Origin of the sequence: Endozoicomonas sp. 4G (genome assembly GCF_023822025.1) — a bacterium.
Classification (GTDB): domain Bacteria; phylum Pseudomonadota; class Gammaproteobacteria; order Pseudomonadales; family Endozoicomonadaceae; genus Endozoicomonas_A.
The window spans coordinates 1,292,199-1,312,075 of the sequence record NZ_CP082909.1 but is presented as its reverse complement, the minus strand read 5'-3'; the positions used below and the strand labels follow the sequence as shown (position 1 = coordinate 1,312,075).

Annotated in this window: 18 protein-coding genes; 6 read left to right on the top strand and 12 right to left on the bottom strand. The window is 47.3% G+C overall.

What is annotated here, in order from left to right; translation table 11 throughout:
• Positions 1-2: 2 nt before the first annotated feature.
• From dusA to manA, 3 genes are all read right to left on the bottom strand, one after another.
• Positions 3-1,010, bottom strand: a complete 1,008-nt coding sequence (gene dusA, locus K7B67_RS04855; RefSeq protein ID WP_256484725.1) for a tRNA dihydrouridine(20/20a) synthase DusA — start codon at positions 1,008-1,010, stop codon at positions 3-5.
• 150 nt (positions 1,011-1,160) lie between these two features.
• Positions 1,161-1,622, bottom strand: coding sequence for a hypothetical protein (locus K7B67_RS04850; RefSeq protein WP_252179241.1), 462 nt, complete (start codon positions 1,620-1,622; stop codon positions 1,161-1,163).
• 97 nt (positions 1,623-1,719) lie between these two features.
• Positions 1,720-2,892 carry a mannose-6-phosphate isomerase, class I gene (gene manA / locus K7B67_RS04845; protein WP_252179240.1) on the bottom strand — a complete coding sequence of 391 codons (1,173 nt, stop codon included), beginning with the start codon at positions 2,890-2,892 and terminating at the stop codon, positions 1,720-1,722.
• Between the two features lie 475 nt (positions 2,893-3,367).
• On the opposite strand from manA, the gene K7B67_RS04840 reads away from it, so the two are divergent.
• Together K7B67_RS04840 and K7B67_RS04835 are read left to right on the top strand one after the other, a co-directional pair.
• Entirely contained in the window at positions 3,368-7,846 is a 4,479-nt protein-coding gene (locus K7B67_RS04840; protein WP_252179239.1) for an autotransporter outer membrane beta-barrel domain-containing protein, read from the top strand.
• A 228-nt stretch (positions 7,847-8,074) separates the two neighbouring features.
• The gene (locus K7B67_RS04835) at positions 8,075-12,982 is read left to right on the top strand and encodes an autotransporter outer membrane beta-barrel domain-containing protein (RefSeq protein ID WP_252179238.1); all 4,908 of its coding nucleotides are present in this window, start codon (positions 8,075-8,077) and stop codon (positions 12,980-12,982) included.
• A gap of 242 nt (positions 12,983-13,224) precedes the next feature.
• Here the strand turns inward: K7B67_RS04835 and K7B67_RS04830 are convergent, their stop codons facing one another.
• From K7B67_RS04830 to K7B67_RS04820, 3 genes are all read right to left on the bottom strand, one after another.
• On the bottom strand, positions 13,225-13,512 hold the full coding sequence (locus tag K7B67_RS04830; RefSeq protein WP_252179237.1) for a BrnA antitoxin family protein: 288 nt from the start codon (positions 13,510-13,512) through the stop codon (positions 13,225-13,227).
• A 324-nt stretch (positions 13,513-13,836) separates the two neighbouring features.
• Complete coding sequence (locus K7B67_RS04825; protein ID WP_252179236.1) at positions 13,837-14,586, bottom strand: HIRAN domain-containing protein; 750 nt, start codon at positions 14,584-14,586, stop codon at positions 13,837-13,839.
• Between the two features lie 77 nt (positions 14,587-14,663).
• Positions 14,664-15,497, bottom strand: a complete 834-nt coding sequence (locus tag K7B67_RS04820; RefSeq protein WP_252179235.1) for a hypothetical protein — start codon at positions 15,495-15,497, stop codon at positions 14,664-14,666.
• Positions 15,498-15,775: 278 nt separating this feature from the next.
• Here K7B67_RS04820 and K7B67_RS04815 point away from each other — a divergent pair, with 278 nt between their 5' ends.
• A complete protein-coding gene (locus tag K7B67_RS04815; RefSeq protein ID WP_252179234.1) occupies positions 15,776-16,060 on the top strand; it encodes a type II toxin-antitoxin system RelB/DinJ family antitoxin in 285 nt (94 codons plus the stop codon).
• The gene (locus K7B67_RS04810; RefSeq protein WP_252179233.1) at positions 16,060-16,338 is read left to right on the top strand and encodes a type II toxin-antitoxin system RelE/ParE family toxin; all 279 of its coding nucleotides are present in this window, start codon (positions 16,060-16,062) and stop codon (positions 16,336-16,338) included. Before K7B67_RS04815 ends, K7B67_RS04810 begins: the two co-directional genes overlap by 1 nt.
• Positions 16,339-16,436: 98 nt before the next feature.
• Here the strand turns inward: K7B67_RS04810 and K7B67_RS04805 are convergent, their stop codons facing one another.
• Together K7B67_RS04805 and K7B67_RS04800 are read right to left on the bottom strand one after the other, a co-directional pair.
• Positions 16,437-16,811 carry a hypothetical protein gene (locus K7B67_RS04805; protein WP_252179232.1) on the bottom strand — a complete coding sequence of 125 codons (375 nt, stop codon included), beginning with the start codon at positions 16,809-16,811 and terminating at the stop codon, positions 16,437-16,439.
• The gene (locus K7B67_RS04800; RefSeq protein WP_252179231.1) at positions 16,798-17,064 is read right to left on the bottom strand and encodes a hypothetical protein; all 267 of its coding nucleotides are present in this window, start codon (positions 17,062-17,064) and stop codon (positions 16,798-16,800) included. The genes K7B67_RS04805 and K7B67_RS04800 overlap by 14 nt, the downstream gene beginning before the upstream one ends.
• A 193-nt stretch (positions 17,065-17,257) precedes the next feature.
• Here K7B67_RS04800 and K7B67_RS04795 point away from each other — a divergent pair, with 193 nt between their 5' ends.
• Complete coding sequence (locus tag K7B67_RS04795; protein WP_252179230.1) at positions 17,258-17,512, top strand: type II toxin-antitoxin system HicA family toxin; 255 nt, start codon at positions 17,258-17,260, stop codon at positions 17,510-17,512.
• Positions 17,509-17,841 (top strand): type II toxin-antitoxin system HicB family antitoxin, encoded by a 333-nt coding sequence (locus K7B67_RS04790; RefSeq protein ID WP_252179229.1) that lies wholly within the window; start codon positions 17,509-17,511, stop codon positions 17,839-17,841. The genes K7B67_RS04795 and K7B67_RS04790 overlap by 4 nt, the downstream gene beginning before the upstream one ends.
• A gap of 56 nt (positions 17,842-17,897) precedes the next feature.
• On the opposite strand, the gene K7B67_RS04785 is transcribed toward K7B67_RS04790, so the two are convergent.
• From K7B67_RS04785 to K7B67_RS04765, 4 genes are all read right to left on the bottom strand, one after another.
• On the bottom strand, positions 17,898-18,404 hold the full coding sequence (locus tag K7B67_RS04785) for a DUF29 domain-containing protein (protein ID WP_252179228.1): 507 nt from the start codon (positions 18,402-18,404) through the stop codon (positions 17,898-17,900).
• 287 nt (positions 18,405-18,691) lie between these two features.
• On the bottom strand, positions 18,692-18,976 hold the full coding sequence (locus tag K7B67_RS04775; RefSeq protein ID WP_252179227.1) for a type II toxin-antitoxin system RelE/ParE family toxin: 285 nt from the start codon (positions 18,974-18,976) through the stop codon (positions 18,692-18,694).
• A complete protein-coding gene (locus K7B67_RS04770; protein ID WP_252179226.1) occupies positions 18,973-19,206 on the bottom strand; it encodes a ParD-like family protein in 234 nt (77 codons plus the stop codon). The genes K7B67_RS04775 and K7B67_RS04770 overlap by 4 nt, the downstream gene beginning before the upstream one ends.
• A 153-nt stretch (positions 19,207-19,359) precedes the next feature.
• The gene (locus tag K7B67_RS04765) at positions 19,360-19,689 is read right to left on the bottom strand and encodes a helix-turn-helix transcriptional regulator (RefSeq protein WP_252179225.1); all 330 of its coding nucleotides are present in this window, start codon (positions 19,687-19,689) and stop codon (positions 19,360-19,362) included.
• Positions 19,690-19,877 lie beyond the last annotated feature (188 nt).

The following is a 19,877-nucleotide window of genomic DNA, read 5'->3' as shown; positions in this document are numbered from 1 at the left end:
TCTCAGACGGCGCCCTGCGCCCGCATCCTGAGGCTTTCAACCTGCCTGACCGCCTCCAGCAGCACCTCTGGCCCGGCAGCTTTTTTGTGGGCATTTTCGCTGATATAACGGCGAAACTTACGGGCTCCTGGCTCACCCTGGTACAGACCCAGCATATGGCGGGTTATGTGACTCAGGTAAGTGCCTTTTGTAAGTTCAGACTCAATATAAGGTAACATTTTCTCAACCACCTGATGACGTTCGATCAATGGTTTGCCGGTACCATAAAGACGATTATCAACCTCAGCCATCAAATAGGGATTGTGATAAGCCTCCCGGCCCAGCATCACACCATCCACATGCTCCAGGTGCTGCTCAATCTCAACAAAGGTTCCTATGCCGCCATTGATGGTGATTTCCAGGTTCGGGAAATCTTTTTTCAACTGATACACCACCTCGGGCTTAAGAGGAGGAATATCGCGGTTTTCTTTAGGAGACAGACCCTCAAGAATCGCGATACGCGCGTGAACAATAAATGTTTGGCAACCGGCTTCAGCCACTTTACCGACAAAATCCACCAGCTCCTCATAAGAATCACGGCCATTGATGCCAATCCTGTGTTTCACCGTCACGGGAATAGCCACCGCCTGTTTCATGGCTCTGACGCCTTCTGCGACCGTTTCAGGTTCCGCCATAAGGCAGGCACCTATTCGACCATTCTGAACCCTGTCACTGGGACATCCCACGTTCAGATTAATCTCCTGATACCCGGACTGTTCAGCAAACTGCGCTGACCGGGCCAAATGTTGAGGATCATGACCACCCACCTGAAGAGCCAGTGGATACTCTTGCGGATGATGCTTGAGAAAACGGTCTTTATCGCCAAACACCAGGGCCCCGGTGGTCACCATTTCGGTATAGAGCAGAGCGTGTTCTGACAGCCGACGGTGAAAGTAGCGGCAATGTCTATCGGTCCAATCCATCATCGGGGCCACGGAAAATTTACGATCCAGGGGTTTGGGTTGAGTCACTGGTATAACGGCTTTCGAAATAAAAGAGACGGTAATGATATACCAGAAAGCTGTGTTCGGCAGTAAGGGTTAGTGATTAAGAGCCAAGTATCCACCTCCCGCCTGGTTCGGCGGGAGACTCCTTCGGTTACAGGCAGTGAATGAGGATCCTTATTTTTCAGGAAGTCTTGAAAGAATAAGGGATTCCAGGCGCTGCAAAGAGGCATCCAATCCGTCAAGGCGTTTATCTACTGCATCAAAGCGTTTATCTATTGCATCAAAGCGCCGATCATGCTCCTGCAATTTCTCAAAAGCCAGGTCCAATTTCTGTTCTTGTTGGGAGAGTTTCTCTCGAACCTCCACCTTGAAAGAATTAAGATCTGACCGGACTCTGGACACTTCGTCCTTAGTGGCTAACGTTTTCAGAAGATCTTCCAGCATATCGTTCATCCGAGCTACCTCTTTTTCGTGAAGGGCACCTCTTTGTACGGCGACATCTACCCCCCTGACTTTAAGCCATTCGGACATATCGTTACACTTTATTCGAAGATCCAAAATCTCTTCTTTGATTTCTTCCCTCAGCTCTACCTTAAGCTCCTCAAACTCCTCTCTGGTCACAGCGTTTCCAGACATTGAAAAACCTCGTTATTTTTCAGTTTTGATGAATGGGCTTTAAGATACCCGAACATTAATGTTGTCTGGAAAAGCTATTCTGTCAAATCCGACCTGTTCAAAGAACAGACATCGCCCTGGCCAGACGACCACTGCCTTCAAGCTGATAGGACTCGGTCATGGCACTGACGAAACAGGCACGGCCCGGTGTCAACTCGATAGACTGTTCCCCAGCCCTGATCGCCTGACGACCTTCTACACAAAACAGTATCTCGGCTGATCTCACCTCAAAAGGCTCACAAGCCCGCTCAGGCTCAATGATACTGAAAAGAAAATCATCAACAGGGGCAACAAAACGGGTTTCACCATTCTCTTCCTGTTCGGGTTTCAGGCACAGGTCAGCCAGGGCAATGGTGTCGAACTCAATGGTCTTGAGCAACTCAGGGACATCCACATGTTTATTGGTCAACCCGCCTCTGAGCACATTGTCAGAGCAGGCCATGATTTCCAGCGCCGTACCCTCCAGGTAAGCGTGGAGTGTCCCTGCTTTCAGAAACATAGCCTGACCGGGAGTGAGTTCGATCACATTCAGCAGCAATGGACTGAGCACACCGATATCACCCGGATAGAATTGATTCAGACGACAGACTTCTTGCCAGGCAGGATGATCCGAGGTCTCGGCAAACGACAGTGCCTCAGTAACCAGTCCCTCCTTTTCTGCGCCTTTAAGGTTCATTAAATGCTCATAAAAAGCCTTAAGGTTGCCTTCTTCAAGCCAGCATAATGCTTCTGCAAGCGGTTTCAGCTCAACCATTTTGAACAAAGCCAGCATTTCAGCCAGTGGCCGAAAACCATTCATAGCCCTGAAAGGTGTCAACGCATAGACCAGCTCAGGCTTATGGTTATCATCCCGATAGTTTCGATGAAAGGCATCCAGCGGCACGCCCAGATGATTTTCATTTGTAAACCCTGCTAATGCCTGCTGTTTATTGGGATGCGATTGAATAGACAAGGGCCTGGCAGCCGCCAGTACTTTAAACAGGAAAGGCAGAGTCTGACCAAACTTTGCCAGAGACCCTTGACCTAAGTGGGCCGCCTGACCGTCCACCAGCACGTTCAAAGCCACCGGATCATCAGCCAAAACGATAGAAGGTGCTTTGGGATGAGCACCCATCCAGAGTTCAGCCACAGGCTGGCCGGACTCATTAGCCATACCAAAAAGTTCACTCATCGCATTCAGACTGCCCCAGTCGTAATGCTGAACAGGGTTTTCCAACGGAAAGATAGCCATAAACAATCCCTTTAAGAAAAAGGCAATACTTGAAGTCCGGCTATTAAACAGTAGACGACACTCTAACACCAGCCTCGGAATACTAGTACATCATTTCAATGAGTTTGATGTGAACAATCTACGTTCATCCTGAGCGGAGTCGAAGGATGTGGACTCCGAACCAACAAGAAAGACCGTGCCCGGCACCCTTCGACTCCGCTCAGGGTGAACGGAGTCTGGGTGCCACTAATAGAGGGAACCCGTCAATTACATTGAAACCGTGCACTAGCTTTTAAGTTAAAAATTCACTTTTTAAAAATCAAAGGGTATTTCAAAACACTCCACTGTTTACCTAGACTGCGCCCAGTCCGGTTCTGGTCATTTATTGAACGCTGAATCAGTTTTTTTTCAGCGCTGGTCTTTTTCCAAACGATCTGCCGCCTCTTCCCACTATCGGCCTCCTACCCAGACTCCAATGATTTTTAAAGGTGTATTAATGACTCATTGCAGGCCTCGTATTCTTCACTCAAACAGTATTTTAACCTTTACCATTGCTTCTGTGATTTCAGGGTGGGCTTCAGGAGGTGGTAGTGCCTCAGGGGATGATAGTGGAGGCCGCTTTGACCCCAACGAATGGCCCCCCCATAAAACCAAAGTTGTAGAAGGGGTAGAATCCATTCCGAAAGGCAGTACCGTCACCGTAGGCCCCGCTGATGCATCTAAACCCGACGAGATAAATTACCTGAAAATGGTGAATGGAACATTAAACATCGAAGGTTCCCTGACGAGCGAATTACCCAGTGGCGATAAAGTGCAGGCCGGGGTTCACATGATCGTTAGCGCTGTCGGCTTGAATAATAAAGTCACTAACCAGGGCGTGCTCAGCAGTGCCCGGGATAAGAGCGGTTACGCTGCAGACGTCATCATGGCCCTGACCAAATATGGGGATAATATCAGCAACGAGGGCACACTCATTGTTCAGGGGATAAAGAGACGAACTGTACCCATAGCCTTTCAGGCTGTGCACAAAAGTTCTCAGGCCGCTAATGAGATAAATGGAACCTTTAATATTTTAGGCGCTCCCGCAATTGGCTTTCTCGTTATCAACGGGTTGGGTTCAAACAGTGGCACTCTTAACCTGTCAAGCCAATCCTCAAGCGACCAACCATCCTATGGAATGAAAGCCAGAAATCAAAATATCCACGACTCCGTAGATCAGGGTAATGCAGAAATTCGCAACAGAGGCACCCTCAACGTTAATGGCAAAAACAATTATGGTATGGCTGCAACCGTTGATGCCAATCAGCCCCCCCCGGACGGTTACTCTTCCACTGCTGCCAACTGGGCCACTATCAACGTTGCTGGCGACGGTAGCGTTGGTATGAGCACAGACACACATCGAGCTAAAGTAGACAACACTGGTAATATTTTTACCAAAGATAATGGCACTGGCATCAAAATCTCAGGCAATGGTCAGTTAGTGAATGCGGGAACTGTAAGAGGTACTGGCACCGGATTGCTTTACTCTGGTAATTTTCCAAGAGGCCTTAGCATCAGGCCCGGATACGTCATTGAGGGGTCGCCTGCCATTAAAATGGAGCAGGCGGATCAATCACCTCTGCATTTGTATGGAGGACACATAACAGGAAACATCGAGAGTGTTGATGGCAGAGATAACGCTCTTCATATTGCACCTCTCCCTGAAAAAGCCCCGGGTAAAGATACGACAGTATCCGTGAAGGGCAATATTTCCGGCTTTTCCACCATTGATATTTCCGGAACAAGCTGGAACGTGAATGGCTGGATTTCAGGGGTGACCTGTTTTGATACATCCAGTGCACCAGGGCTTAAACATATGGCGGTGTACCATTCCGGGAACTGGTCAGTCTCGAGTGTTGCATCCTTGCCTGAACGGCTCACCATTACTGCTGGTTTAAAAGGCGAGATTGAAGAGATAACGACTAACCCCCCCTCTAACAAACCCAGATCACTCAATCTGTCATTCAGCCAATCAGCTTTGGATGGTCAGGGTGAGCTTGTTGTACGAAGCTTCCCTGGGAGCACCATCAAGACGATTGATCTGTCTTCAAAAGACGACCGACCAGCTCTATTAATGCTTCTGCAAGGGGGTGAGGCAGGAACCATAAAGGGCCGTTCTGACCTGAACGATCAACTGGTACTGCATAAGGGTTCAGTGACAGGAGCGATTAATGATATCTCTACCATCATGGTAACCAATGATAATGCCAGCGCCTGGTCAGTGGCGGGGCCACTATCCAACCCCAACTCCATAACTATAAATGACGGTGCGAAGATCAACTACATCAATAGCTACTCCAGCCGCAGCAGTTACCCTGGCACTTTAAACCTGGTATTTAACCCCACCTATACCAAAAGCGACTTAGTTAAAGTGGATAACCATGGAACACTGGTCAGCCTGGACTTTTCCAGCGACGCTCACCGCCCTTCACTGCACTTTGTCCAATCCAGTGGTGGCGCTAACCTTGTAAAAGCACGCTATAAAATGAACGACACTCTTATAATGGTTTCAGGCATTATCCTGGAAATGAGCGGCTTTGATAACCTGATTATCCAGGGAGATAAATGGGACTTTTTGAGAATGAATAATCCTGTCATTGTGAACGTTGTCAAAGGCGCTGTCGTTAACAGAATCACCAATGACCTGTCGGCTAAAAAAGGAACTAATCTCCTGGTATTAGACTTTACAAAGTCTTTCCCGAATAGGTCAGTCTTTGCTATCAAGAATGAAGGCGGTGAAATCCATGAAATCGATATCTCAAAACCCAACTCCGTACGTCCGCCACTCTTACTGAACCATCTCGATGGCATCATCGAGAACATTAAAGGTCAACCAGACCACGGCGATAGTCTGTTTCTCAGCGGTGGCAAGATCACTGAATCGGTTAGTGGCATAGATAATATCTGGATCACAGGCAAACACTGGGAAAGCATTGCAATACAGAACCCATTAAGCATCACGGTGACTGAAGACGGTACAGTCGGACTGATGACGACCAGAGACGCAGATCCTGCTGGCGGTGCTTCAGCATTGCCTCTTAAATTCACCCAGTCAGCGACCCCCTTCAAAAACGTGCCATTAAACACCCGTGGCACAATAGGAGAGATCAAGTTTGATAACCCTACCACCGCTAAACGCTCACCCATCAACATTATTCAAAAGGGTGGCAGCATTGGCAGCATCCTGAGCCTGGCGGGTAAAGGTGACACTCTGGATGTTCAGAACGGTACCGTGAAAAGCGATATTATCGGGCTCGACTCCCTGACCTTCAGTGGTAAAGACACTCAGTTCGGTGGTCAGCGGATTGAAACCATGGGGACAATGACCGTTAGTGGAAAACTGACCCTGACTTCAAACCAGAAAGTGTCGGTCACTCCTGTCAAGAAGGTTCAATCGACTCCCGGTGCAACCACTGATGCGACCACTGATGCGACCACTCTCCACATTAAGAAAGGGAGTACGCTGTCTGCGACAAGAAGTAACACTGCGCTGGAAGTAGAAGGCATTTATAAGCAGGATGGCAAGCTGGAAGTTCAACTGGATAAGCAGAGCAACCCAAAAGTGCCTTATGTCAAAGCCAACTCTGTTGAAATCGGGCCTGACGCCGTTGTTTGGCTGAAGAATCAACCGGATGTCGATGAGAGCACCGAATATTATATTTTAATGCAATCATCCGACTCCAACATTAAGACACAGCCCCTCCTCGTAACGACTTCATTCACTCCTCATACCCTTTACTACCTTCGCCTGGCAGCCAAACAGCTGTTCCTTGTCAGCTACCATGTAGCGACACCCGTTGGTGATCTTGCCAGATCCGGCGGTGCCAACGATTCAGCCTCGAAAGCCATTGCAATAGCACTGACCGCCCGCCAATCAGACGACAATGCCCCATTGAACAGCTGGCTCCTGAGTCAGATCAAGAGGCTCAATAACAATCCTGCCGAAGTCGCCAAAACGGCCAACCAGATGACTCCGGACTTGTCCGGTGCTTCCATCAGTTCGGCCACCGCTGCGATCAGACAGGCCCGCACTGCCGTGGGTGCCCGACAGTCAGGCCTTCGCACCGGCATTGCTGCCGGTGACATGGTGACCTCCGGTAATGTCTGGATACAGTACGCCAACACCGATGCCACTCAGGATAAAAAGGACGGGTACAACGGCTACAAAGCCAAAACCCATGGCTTCACACTGGGTGTTGACTCTGATCTGAATCAACGAATGACGTTAGGTGTCGCCTATACCTACTCAAAGGGTGATGTAAAAGGGACCGATGATTCAACCAGCAGGTTCGATACCGAAGGCCATACCCTCAGCGTCTATTCGAGCTTTGGGCAGGGCCCTGTATTTGTCGATGGCCGCATAGGTTATAACTGGAGTAATAATGTCGGTAAACGCCAGGTTGTCAGCAATGGGATCAAGGTCAAATATGACGTCAATTCGTGGGATCTCGGCCTTCTGACCGGCTACAAAATACCTTTGGGTCAGTCAGGAGAATGGCGCTGGATGCCCCAATTGGCCTTCAACTATGTCAACATTAAGCCAGACGACTACCGGGAGCTAAGCATTAACGGTTGGTCAGACATCCTGCGATTTGCCAGAGTCAAAAGCGACACTTACGAAATACTGGAACTGGGCGCGGGTCTGAAACTGTCGGGCGATATTGCCACCGCCCGTATGATCGTTAAACCTGAGGTCAGCCTGATGGCCTTCCACGATTTCAAGGATGATCCGGTGACCATGACCGCGCAGTTTGCCCAGGGTGGCAATGCCTTCGTGGTGAACGGAGCCAAACGTGAACAAAACCGTTACCAGTTCGATGCCGTGGTTAATATGGAAAGCCACAGCAACCTGGCCTTTACCCTGAGCTATCACTATGACTGGACGGACAGTTACAAGGCCCATGGGGTTATTGCCAGGGTCAGTTATGAGTTCTGAGTGAACCACAATACAACCCCTGTGTCGCTTTTTAGGCTAAAAACTGTTTTTTTAAAAATTAAAGAATATTTCAAAACATCCCTTTGTCTACCTAAACTGCACGCAGTCCAGCTCTGATCACTTTTTAAACGCTGAATCAGACCTTCGTCGGTAGTCTTTTCCCGTCTGCCGCCTTTTTCTCACAGTGAGCCTCCTGCTCAAACTCCAATGACTTTTGAAGGTGTATCAATGAGTCATCGTCAGTCTCAGGTGTTTTTCTCAAAGAGCCTTCTTGCTTTTACCATCGCTTCTGTGATTTCCGGATGGGCTTTGGGACAAGATAACAGTAACGACTTTCCTTCCGGAGAATGGCCCCCCGAAAAAACCAAAGTTGTGACAGGAGAAGAGACCATACCGAGTGGCGTAACCATCACCGTTGGGCCCGAAGATGCAAAAACAGCCGCTGAGATAAAATTCATAGAAATGAAAGGAGGAAAATTAACCATCGAAAAAGGAGGCGCTGTCACAAGCGAATCACCTGCCCCCGCAGGGTTTGAGGTCTTTATGATAAGAAGTAAGGACGTTGGCGGTAACTCAGTCATTAATGATGGAGAACTCAGTAGTGCAAAAGACAAAACTGGTCATGCCGCTGAGGTAATCATCAGACTAGAGAAATCGAAGGATACTGCCAGCAATTACGGCACAATGAATATTCAAGGGGTAAAGAGACTAGGCCCACCCAGAGGCCTTGAACTTTTTCCAGATGATGGTTCTATTACTAATGAGAAGGGCGCAACCATTAATGCCTTAAGCGATGAAGCGATTGGTTTGATGGTTTTGAACGGTTTAGGCACAAACAAAGGCACCATTAACCTAAACGACAAATTTCCGGCTCCATCGTACGGAATGAAAGCTAGTAATTTCAAACGGTCTCCCCCCTCTCTTCAGGGTAATGCAGTGATTTTGAATGACAGCACAGGCATCATCAACGTTCAGGGTGGAAACGACTATGGCATGGCTGCAACAGTCTTTGCCCGCAGTAAGCCACCACAAGACTGCTACTCTGTCGCCGTTAACAAGGGCACTATCAATGTCATTGGTAAGGGCAGTGTTGGTCTGAGTACCGATACAGACCAGGGCCAAATAGACAACGGGTTAACGACGGGTACTGTCTTTACCCATCCGGGCACAACGGGTATCAAAATCTCCAATAATGGTGAGCTTGTGAATCCGGGGAGGATCAAAGGTACCGGCACTGGCTTGTTGCTGGAGGGTAACTTTCCACATGGCGTTCACGTTCAATACAACGGATATATTGAGGGTTCGCCTGCCATTAAAATGGGGCCGGAAACAGCAACGATCAACCCTTTGTATTTAGAAGGCGTATCCGTTAAGGGCGACATTATCGGTAACGGCAGCCAAAGCAGCTTCCTCCATATTACTCCCAAGAGCGAAGATACCCCCGTGACCATCACCGGCGATATTTCCGGCTTCACCAATATTGATGTTTCCGGAAAAGGCTGGAGCACCCGTGGCTGGATTTCAGGTGCGGCCACCCTTAATGCATCCAGTGTGATGAGTCACTTGATTGTGAGTGACAAAAAAGAATCCTTGATTAACCCCCCTGGCACTTTTTTAAGGTTTGCTACTACGGGTGATAGCAAGAACAGACTGGACGTAAGGAGTGATAAGGGAGGCAAGATAGAAAACCTGTACGTGTTCGGTAGCGCGCAGGTGAGTCTTGTCCCAGGGCTTGAACATATAAAGGTGTTCGATTCCGGGGCCTGGTCAGTTTCGCCTGATGCCGCCTTGCCCAACCTGCTCACCATTACCTCAGAATCGAAAGGTGTCATTAACGAAATTTCCACCCAGAGTCCTGCCAACAAACCCCAGTCTCTCTACCTGTCGTTCAGTGAATCAAGTTTGGTTGGCCGTAACCTTGGCGTATACAGTTTACCTGAAAGCACCATCAAGAAAATTGACCTGTCTGCCAAAGACTACCGGCCTCCTCTGTGGCTCTTTGTGGAAGGGGGCGATGTAGCAAACATCACAGGCGACCCTGATCGCTACGATGAACTGATACTGAACTCTGGTTCGGTGGCGGGTTCCGTTACCAATATCAGCAGCATCAAGGTAACAGGTTCAGAATGGAGCTTTGGGGGATGGGCCGACGGCACACGACAAGTGTCTCTGAAATCCGCTATAAATGGGATCCTTGTTTCTGACGAGGCAACTCAGGTAACAGAACCGACAGGAAAAATCCTGAATATAAAGACCAGCAGCAACCCGGTCAGCATCATCAGCAATGCTGACCAACAAGCGAATCTATGGTTGCAGGGCAAAGCCCGAATCACCGACCTGCAGGGTGCCAGAAAAATTTATCTGGAAAGTAGCGATAACTGGTCAGTGACCGGGCCAGTCACCAACCCCTACTCCATCAAAATAGAGTCTGCCGGGGGGGTTGACGATATCAGCACTGGCACTGAATCTACATCGAAAAATAAAACGCTTGCCCTGGTCTTTAATGGTGACTACGCCGACGATCACCACTTTATGGTGGATAATCATGGAACACTGAAAAACCTGAACTTTTCCAGTGATGCTAACCGCCCTCCTCTGGTGTTTATGCAATCAGGTGGCACTGTCCAGAGCGTAAAAGGCCGATCTGACATGCACGACACCCTTGTCATGGTTTCAGGCGATGTTAAGGAGCAGGCTGGCTTTGATCATCTGGTTATCCGGGGATCAGACTGGGGTTCGCTGAAAATGGATGATCCTTTTACCGTGTTCGTTAATGAAAAGGGTGTCATCAACGAAATCGTTGATCATAACCCCGTCGTCACAGAGAAAGGAAAAAATCAACTACTGGTGTCGTTCCATAATCAACCCACTTTATTGGGTCAATCCTTTAGCGTGTTCAATGATGGAAAGGTGGGAAGCCTTGATTTATCCAGTGCTGGTCACAGACCGCCACTGCAATTTGTTCAGTCAGCGGGTACTACTTTCTCTATAAAAGGCCGTCCAGATCTGGACGATAAGCTGTTTCTCGAAGGTGGCAGCATTATTCAGTCTGTCAGTGGCATACGGGACATTCGGATCATGGGCAAAGACTGGACAACCGCTGCCATACAAGATCCGGCAGGCATTATTGTGGTTGAAAGAGCTGCCGCCAGTCTGATTACCACCCGTGGCGTCAATTTGCCCGGCAATACTGCTTCAACATTGCCGCTCAGTTTCACCGCGCCACCACCGGAACCTCACTCTGGCCTTAAGAACGTCACACTCCTCAACAGTGGCACGGTGTCAGCCATTGAGTTTAATGACCTCAGTGAGCACCGCCGTCCGGGCATCAATATTATTCAGAGTGGCGGCAGCATTGGCAGTATCCTGAGCCGAACCGGTAAAGGCGACACTCTGGATGTTCAGGCAGGTATTGTGAAAGGTAATATGACCGGGCTGGACTCCATGACCTTCAGTGGTGAGGACACTCAATTCGGTGGTCAACGGATAGAAACCATGGGGACAGTAAACGTCACCGGCAAACTGACCCTGACTTCAAACCAGACCGTCTCTGTTACACCCATCAAAAAGCTTCAATCAACTCCCAGTTCAGTCACTTACATCACCAACCTCCATGTTGCAAAAGGCGGTACGCTGGCTGCAACAAGGCATAACACGGTGCTGGCAGTAGAAGGCGTTTACAGACAGGATGGCAGACTGGAATTGACCCTGGATAAGCAGAGCGATCCGAAAGCGCCTTACGTCAAAGCCAATTTCGTTAACATCGGCCCTGACGCCGTTGTTTTACTGGATAATAAAACGGATATCGTTGCGGGCACTGAATATCTTTTGATGCAATCAACCGACAGCGATATTAATACAAGACCCAGCCTCGAAACGACTACACCACTCAGTCGTTACACCCGAATCTATCCCAAACTGACTGCCAGACAGCTATTTGTTGCCAGCATTGGTAAAGGCACCTACGTAGGTGACCTTGCCAGATCCGGCGGTGCTAACAAATCGGCAATAAAAGCCATCGAAACCGCAGTCAATCGTAAGAGAAGCAGTACATCGTCCCTGCTCAACTCAGGCGACGGTGACAGTGACCCCCTGAACACCTGGGTGCTGAACGAACTCAAAAAAGACCATGACAATCCTGTCAAAATTGCCAAAATCGCCGACCAGATGACACCTGACCTGTCTGGCGCCACGGTCGGTTCGGCCATCGCTTCAATCAGGCAGGCCGTCAGTGCCGTTGGTGCCCGCCAGTCCGGGCTTCGCACCGGTATTGCTGCGGGTGATATGGTCTCTTCCGGTAATCTCTGGTTGCAGTACGCCTACAGCGATGCCACTCAGGATAAAAAGAACGGCTACTTCGGTTATCAGGCCAAAACCAATGGCTTCACACTGGGTGTCGATTCTGATCTCAATGAACGTATCACGTTAGGTGCCGCCTACACCTATACGAAGAGTGATATTAAAGGAAAAGGTGGCTCAGACAACACGATTGATAACGAAGGCCATACCTTCAGCGTATATTCCAGCTTTGAGCAAGGCCCCATGTTTGTCGATGGTCGTCTAGGTTATACCTGGGGTAAAAATGACGGGAAACGCTATGTCGGGAGCAACGAGATCAAATCAAACTATGACATCAACGCCTGGGATATCGGTCTGCTGGGTGGCTATAAAATACCGTTGGGTCAGTCAGCAGAATGGAGCTGGATTCCACAGCTGGCCTTCAACTATGCCAGCATCAAGCCAGACGACTACAGGGAGGTGGGCGTTACTGGTAGATCCAATTACCTGCGGTTTGACAGAGTTAAAAACGACACTTACGAAATACTGGAGCTAGGCGCCGGTTTAAAACTGCTGGGCGATATTGCCACAGCCAGCATGACCGTCAAACCAGAAGTCAGCCTGATGGCCTACCACGACTTCAAGGATGACCCGGTGACCATGACCGCACACTTTGCCCAGGGTGGTAATGCGTTCGTGGTGAACGGGGCCGGACGTGAACAGAGCCGTTACCAGTTCGGTGCTGCAGTTAATATGGAAAGTCGCGGCAACCTGGCCGTTACCCTGAGCTATCACTATGACTGGATGGACAGTTATGAGGCTCATGGGGTTATTGCCAGGGTGAGTTATGGGTTTTGAAAAACCGCTTTTAACCCATGTGTTGTAGACCCAGAAAACAAAATGCCTATAAAAACCCTCAGTGTTTGTCGGGTCTGCAAATCTACTCATTTCTTGTTTGAGCTTGATCAGTTTTATCGTGACTGCTTCTGACATAACCATCATTCCCATATGAAGATGTTCTTATAATAGGTTGCTTTAAGGATTTCAGTGCGGGGTTCCTTGACCGCCCTGGCAGATTGCCTCCGCCCTGCGGCGACAATTCAGTGTCCGGCAATGTGTGCTTTTAAAATATCATCAATCTGTGTCTGCCAGCCTTTACCCTGACCACGAAAATAATCCAGTACCTCAGGGCTGAGGCGGATAGACACCTGCTCCTTGGTCGGTTCTTTCTGCTGTCCGCGGGTTCGGCGGTATTCCTCAACAATTTCGGGGAGAACTTCTACAGCTGGACGGGCATTAGCAATTTCTTCATCGGTCCATTCCGGGACATCCACTGAATCCCAGTCTTCCTGACTAATGTAATCGGGCTTTTTGAGTTCTTTGCTCATATCAGATTGTATATACAAAAAAGTAATTGACAAGATAGTAAGCGGTAAAGCTTAGACCAGTTTTTTATATCTATCTTGCTAGCCCTCGCAATGCTGGCAACATCCTTCTTCCTTATAAAGTTGAGGATATACTTATCCAGATTTTGAACCGCCTATCCAAGCTTAAAAGGAAAGCTTAAAAGGACATCCACACTTACTTAAAGGGTACTTAAAAGGGGTAAATACAAGGGTGTCCTTTTTTTCGTTGTCAAATATAAGGATGCCCTTTTATTTTTGAGCATGGGTACCAGAGCTTTGCGACAGCCTCTGGAACCCGGAAACGAGCTATAAGGTGGGGCAGAATGGTTTAAACGCTTCATCATCAAAAAGTTCACACTGTGATTTTGCATCTTCTGTCTTGACGGTCAGTGTGCACATCAGCTGATAGTACAAAGGCGCATCGTCATTAGCCCGTTTAACCACAAGCGTGAGGTCAGCTTCCTGAGTCATCAATTGATGAATGCCTTTCGCCAGATATCTTGGGCAATAACCAACGATCTCCGGTGCTTCGTTGGTACGAATAACAAGGGCCATCGGGTCTTTCGGGTTCTGAAAATCCTGCATCAGTAGCAGCGGATCGCCCGACTGCAACGTTTTAATCCGGGCTCGGGCGGAGTCCGAAACATAGCGTACACCATGAACAAAAAAATCGAATTCAAAGGACCCCGTCGTGTTCTGCTGCACCTCAGGGAAAACCTGCAAATTATCAGTATTTTTAAATCCACCGGTTTTGGCCAGAATAAGCAACGGGCAATGCTGCCCCTCGATACCCAGCCAGGATAATAGCAGCTTATACTCAGGCCGACGTTCTGATAACAGTCGGTTGGCAAACAGCGGGAACAACTGCTCAGACTGATAAACCTTGGTTAAATCCTCCATACCGGTAAACGGTGTAAACCGTTTGCTTTGGCCTGCTCCCCGAGTGTATTGAAACTGGTAATGATCACCGTGCCGGGTCAGCTTGCCTACCGGGTGCCACTCCCTTTTTAACGGGTCCTGCCAGGCTAAAAATACGCTGTTTACTTTTGAATGCATAGTAGGCTCCTTCTATTTTCCAGAATCATTTGTTCCGCAAATTGAATGGCTGTGGGGGTTGTTATCTCCTCTGGTACTCACTGAAGCAGCTGACCTGTTTCGGCCTCGTCCAGCAGGCTAAGTTTATTCAGCCAGAACTCTCCAGCCCGGGGGTGTATTTCACTGGCAATCATAAAAGCATCTATGGTTTTCAATGGTTTCTTGTCGGCTTTGGACTTATAGAGTGCGCAACCGGCTTTTTTTACGTATGCCGCAACGGAAAAGCCCGGATCCTTTGTGGTCAGGCGCTGCTGTCGTGTTGCATCCCGTTCTGTGCAGCCAAGACTGGAAGCGTGATCATACGTTGGGCAAAGGTACTTTTTTCCGGTGCCATCATCCAGCAATACTGCCCAGTTTTCGTGATGCCGATCCTGATTGCTGATCAGCGCATCCAGCATAAGGTAGCCAGTAAACACGCCCGCCGCGTCCATAAACTCAGGGAATTTTCCTTGAAAGGGCGGAAGAATACCACTTTTTGCAGTTTCAAGAATGCCCATCACCCTGGCCACAGTATGCTCCCTGACCCGGACAAACCGCTTCTGCTCATTGCCAGGGTAAGTATTGTCACTGGACATTAACAGCTGGTTACCCAGCGTCATCCGCCAACCGCTACGATCCTTAATAATGCTTGGGCAGGTGACACCAACATTGCCCTGAAAACTCGCCAACTCATAGGTCGTGTGAGGGATGCCCAGCTTCTGGCATAGTTGTTCTGCCACTTTCTCCGACCAGTGTTCCCCCGTTAGCGGGCGTGACTTTTTAAACAGCCATTTCTGTCCCTGCCAGGTATACCAGAATTTTTCTTTGGTACCGAGATCCTCGGGAGAGTCCACCTCTTCCCTGATCTCAATGATTTGATAGGGTGTTTTCACGCCGGAGTTCCTGATTTTCTTGTGAGATTAGATTATTTGATGGTGACTTAGCCATTCATCAGCATGGGTAGGAGCAATTCTAGCAGTTGGGCCAGTTGCTGATTTTTGATGATTTCTTACTTATTACTTAAAAAGACATCCACACTTACTTGGTACTTAAAAGGGGTAAATATAAGGGTGTCCTTTTTTTCTTGAGGGTGTCCTTTTTTTCTTGCTTTTCTTTGTTCACTGCACCTTTGCGTGCTAACATACGTACACACAGAGAAAGGAGTTATGTTATGGAAACCAGAATACAATTTCGAGTCGATGAAGAAACGAAAAGGTTGGCTCAACAGATGACTGAAAGCCAAGGGCGAACTATTAGCGATGCCTGCCGAGAACTTACAGAACAACTTGCTGATCAGCAGAGAAAAATATTATCGCAAGAAGCTTGGTTAACGGAACAAGTCAACTTGGCTTTTGAGAAACTTGATTCTCATAAATCCAATTTTATAGAGCATGACGCGGCCAAAAATGAAATGATAAAACGCAAGGCGAAAATTCGTAAGCGAGGTTATCGTTGATGATTTATTGGGAAGTGGAGTCATTAAATGATAGAGAAAAAATCTTTGAGTTTATTTACGAATTTAACCCCATAGCTGCTGAAAAGACTGATGAAGTTATTGAAGCTAAAGTTGAGAATTTGCTAGAGCAACCCTATATGGGTGTTGAGCGTGATGGCATTCGTGGGCGTTTATTAATCATTCCAGAAGTATCAATGATTGTTTCTTACTACATCGACAATAAGAATATCCGCGTTATGCGTGTTCTGCATCAAAAACAAAAATTTCCAACAGACTAATTATTTGGTATCAACTCGCTCCCATGCCATTACATCGGAGTGTGCCCAGCCCGCCGTATGTATTCCCACGCATAGCGTGATTTCATTTGGCTCGGCCTTCAGCGGCAAGCCTGAGGTAAATGATCCAGAATTTTCTGATCATGGGTGATTAGTGGGATATTCTGTACCTGAGCATCAGCACAAATAAGTCGATCAAAAGGATCTCGTGTCCAGGGCAGCAGAATGCCCTCATCCACCAGTCTCGACATGGGGGTTTTCGACACGGTGAGTCCAATTTCGGTATAAAGAAATTGAATAATATTGTTCGGAGTCTCAGTAATTCGGCCAATCTCATTCAAGTACTGAAGTTCAAGCCTGGACATTTCCGGCAGCACGATGTCGTTATTATCCAGCATGACTTTGACTTTAGGAGAGAGCTTTCGGACTTGCCTGCCCTGTAAAAAGACGGCTATGTGAGTATCAATTAAAACCATTGTCAGGCTCCCAATCAAACACTGATTCATTCTCTAACCCGTCCTCATTGCCAATGATTATGGATTGCTCGCCCATACTTTCCAACCTGTCCAGCTTAGAGCCTTTGTTCGTCAGGCTGATTGTCAAGCTGACACCACCACGATCAACGGCTACGGATTGTCCTGTTTTTATAATCTCGTCAAAGATGGCGTAGATGTTTTTCCTGAGATTGGTCAGATTGATGGGCTCTTGTCCATTCTGCTGATTTGCCATGTTGAACCTATTTTAGTTGGGTATGTACGCTTTATTTTAGTTGCGTACGTATAAAAGTAAATACTGCATCATACCGCATCGCCTGAATTTTTAGCCCTGACCATGGAAGGAACTATCGGGGCGGCCTCTCACTGGAACGATGTGGTATCAATAAATTTTGCAATGATTGCACATTTAGCTATCATTCCCCATTATGAATAATGCAAGCAAAAAAACACTAAAGGCCATCTTTGCTAACCCAATCAATGGCAATATTGAGTGGCGCAGGGTCGAAGCGTTATTTCTGTCATTAGGGGCTGAACGTACAACCAAAGGCGGTTCTTCAGTCAGCTTTGTGCTCAACGACGTACGTGCTGACTTCCACAGACCACATCCAGATGGAGCATCGTTAAGATATCGTATCAAAGATGCTCGACGCTTTCTGGAACAAGCAGGGATCACACTATGAATATGATGAAATACGGGGATTACATTGCCAGAGTTGAGTACGATAACGAAGATCGCATCTTTGTCGGTCATCTGGCTGGCATAAAAGATATTGTTGGTTTTCACGGCTCTACCGTCGATGAACTGGAAACTGCGTTCCATACGGCAGTTGATGAATATATTGCCATCAGTGAGAAAACGGGCCGTCCAGCTCAAAGGCCATACTCAGGCAATCTTATGCTACGGATTAGTCCTGAAGTTCATGCTGCTGCTGCCACTGCTGCTGAAGCCAAAGGCAAAAGTCTTAACCAGTGGGCTTCTGAAGTTCTTGGTAATGCCTCTCAAATTTAACCGCTCTGCCTGCCAAGGCCTAAATCGGGTTAGCGTTCTGGCAGGCTGTTTAAAGTTTAACTGTGAAAAAGATCGACTCCGTTCAGTGGATACCAGTCATCAGTCATCATTTGCTCGTAAGACCACGGACAAGTATCTGGAAAGCTACTTTCGTTAAGCCTTTGATTGGCATTAACATAAAAGTTCATAGCTTCAATAGCTTTCTTTTTTGCCTCATAGTAAGAGTCTTTTAAAACATCTTCGATTCTCGGTGCTAAGCTGTGGTTTTTTTCTATTATTTTATTAACTCCATACCTTGCATTAAATACACTTTCAGCCCAACCTTTAATAACTCTTTCGGTAGCCACACTGTCTCTCAAAACCGTTGTCTGGTAATCCATTTTAAGCAAATGGAGTATGAGATTAACCAAAAAACTTTCTAACTCTCGAAGGTCTTGCTTAATACCCAACTCCAAATCCTCCAACAAATTCTCTAAATCCAGCTGGTCAAAGTCATGGTTTCTCAGCAAAGCTACCTGATTGGTTAGCCATTGATGATAGTCAGTCTCATATAAGCTATTCATCGTTTTACCTCAACTTGATACCCTGTTAATACTCCATTGCCCTACTACTGTAGGCAAATAACAGAAAGGATGCAAAATGAATTATGATCCTCTCCACACAAATACGCTCTGCGTACGCATCGATCTATACAGTGATAATAAGGTGTCGAACCTGGGTCGATCAGTGAACTTCGCGCACGGGTCATAATCTCTCCTGCCGGAACTAAAAAATCAGCGACAGGGAAAAAATAGACAAGCTGGTTTGTTTATCAAATATAAGGGTGTCCTTTTATTTCTCAGGGATTTCCTTAATTCATATTTTTTCTCTGCAATCTCTGATAAAAATTTTCGTGTGCGCCAAAATCAATCAGAGTAAGAATCAAGGAATTTTCGCTGTAGCTGTATGCGAGTAAAGTTAATTGCTTAGCCATTTTAAATTTGTAGACCCTCAAAAAATCAAGGTCATATTTCTTTCTCTCTCCGATGAGTGGGTTGGCGATTATCTTTTTTACAGCTTTGTTTAAATCAATGATTTGGTTTTTATGTAGTTTTTTCTTTGATTTAATGAAAGATTTTGTTGCTACAACCTTCATTGTTGGTCGTCCATAAAATCGTAATCAACAACCTCCCCAGAGTCCATTTCTGCCTTTGCGATCAGTATCCTCTCAACAAAGGAATAAGTTAAGTCGGGATTTTCTTCCAGGATTTTCCCAATTTTCGCCCAATGCTCTATTTGCTTGGGTGGGGTTCTACTCATCGCCGAACCAACAATAGCAGCTTTTCGGACTAACTCTTCATTTAATCTCAATGGTGCAGAAGCCATAAAAAAATCCCCAATTGATAATCACTTTATGAAAGTAGCATAATGCTACCATTGCAGCAAATAGCTACAAAAAATACCCTGTATTGGCAGCCAAAACAACGAAGAACGTGCCAACCACCCTTAACTGACCAAAAGAGCCGATAATTTTCTCAATCAGTCTTGCAAGTGCTTAACAGTGATACCCAAAGCTTGCGCCACACGGCTCAAAGTTCGATCCGTTGGCTTTGATTCCGTGTTTTCAATTTGGGCCATAGCGGATTGACTGATACCCAGCTGGTCAGCCAGTTGTACCTGGCTCAGTTTTTTATACTTGCGCCATGCAGCAATCAGACTATAACCCTGTAACTGAAAGCCCACCACTTCATGAGGGAAATAGACTTCAGTGTCCTGGCCAGTGAGTTGCAACCATTGGTCATAGGGCACGACAGCAAAAGCTGGTTTATCGGAATGGGTAATAATCTGAACGTCAGTAGGTATGTTCATCGTTTTTCCTCAACTGGATACCCCGTACTTCTAGTGCAGCCAAGCTCTGATATCCATACACTCCTCGTTACCACGCACCAGATTATCAATGGCACCCAAACTCCGTTCACCCTGAGCGGAGTCGAAGGGTGGTTGGCACAGTCTTTGTTAGTTCAGAGTCCACATCCTTCGACTCCGCTCAGGATGTA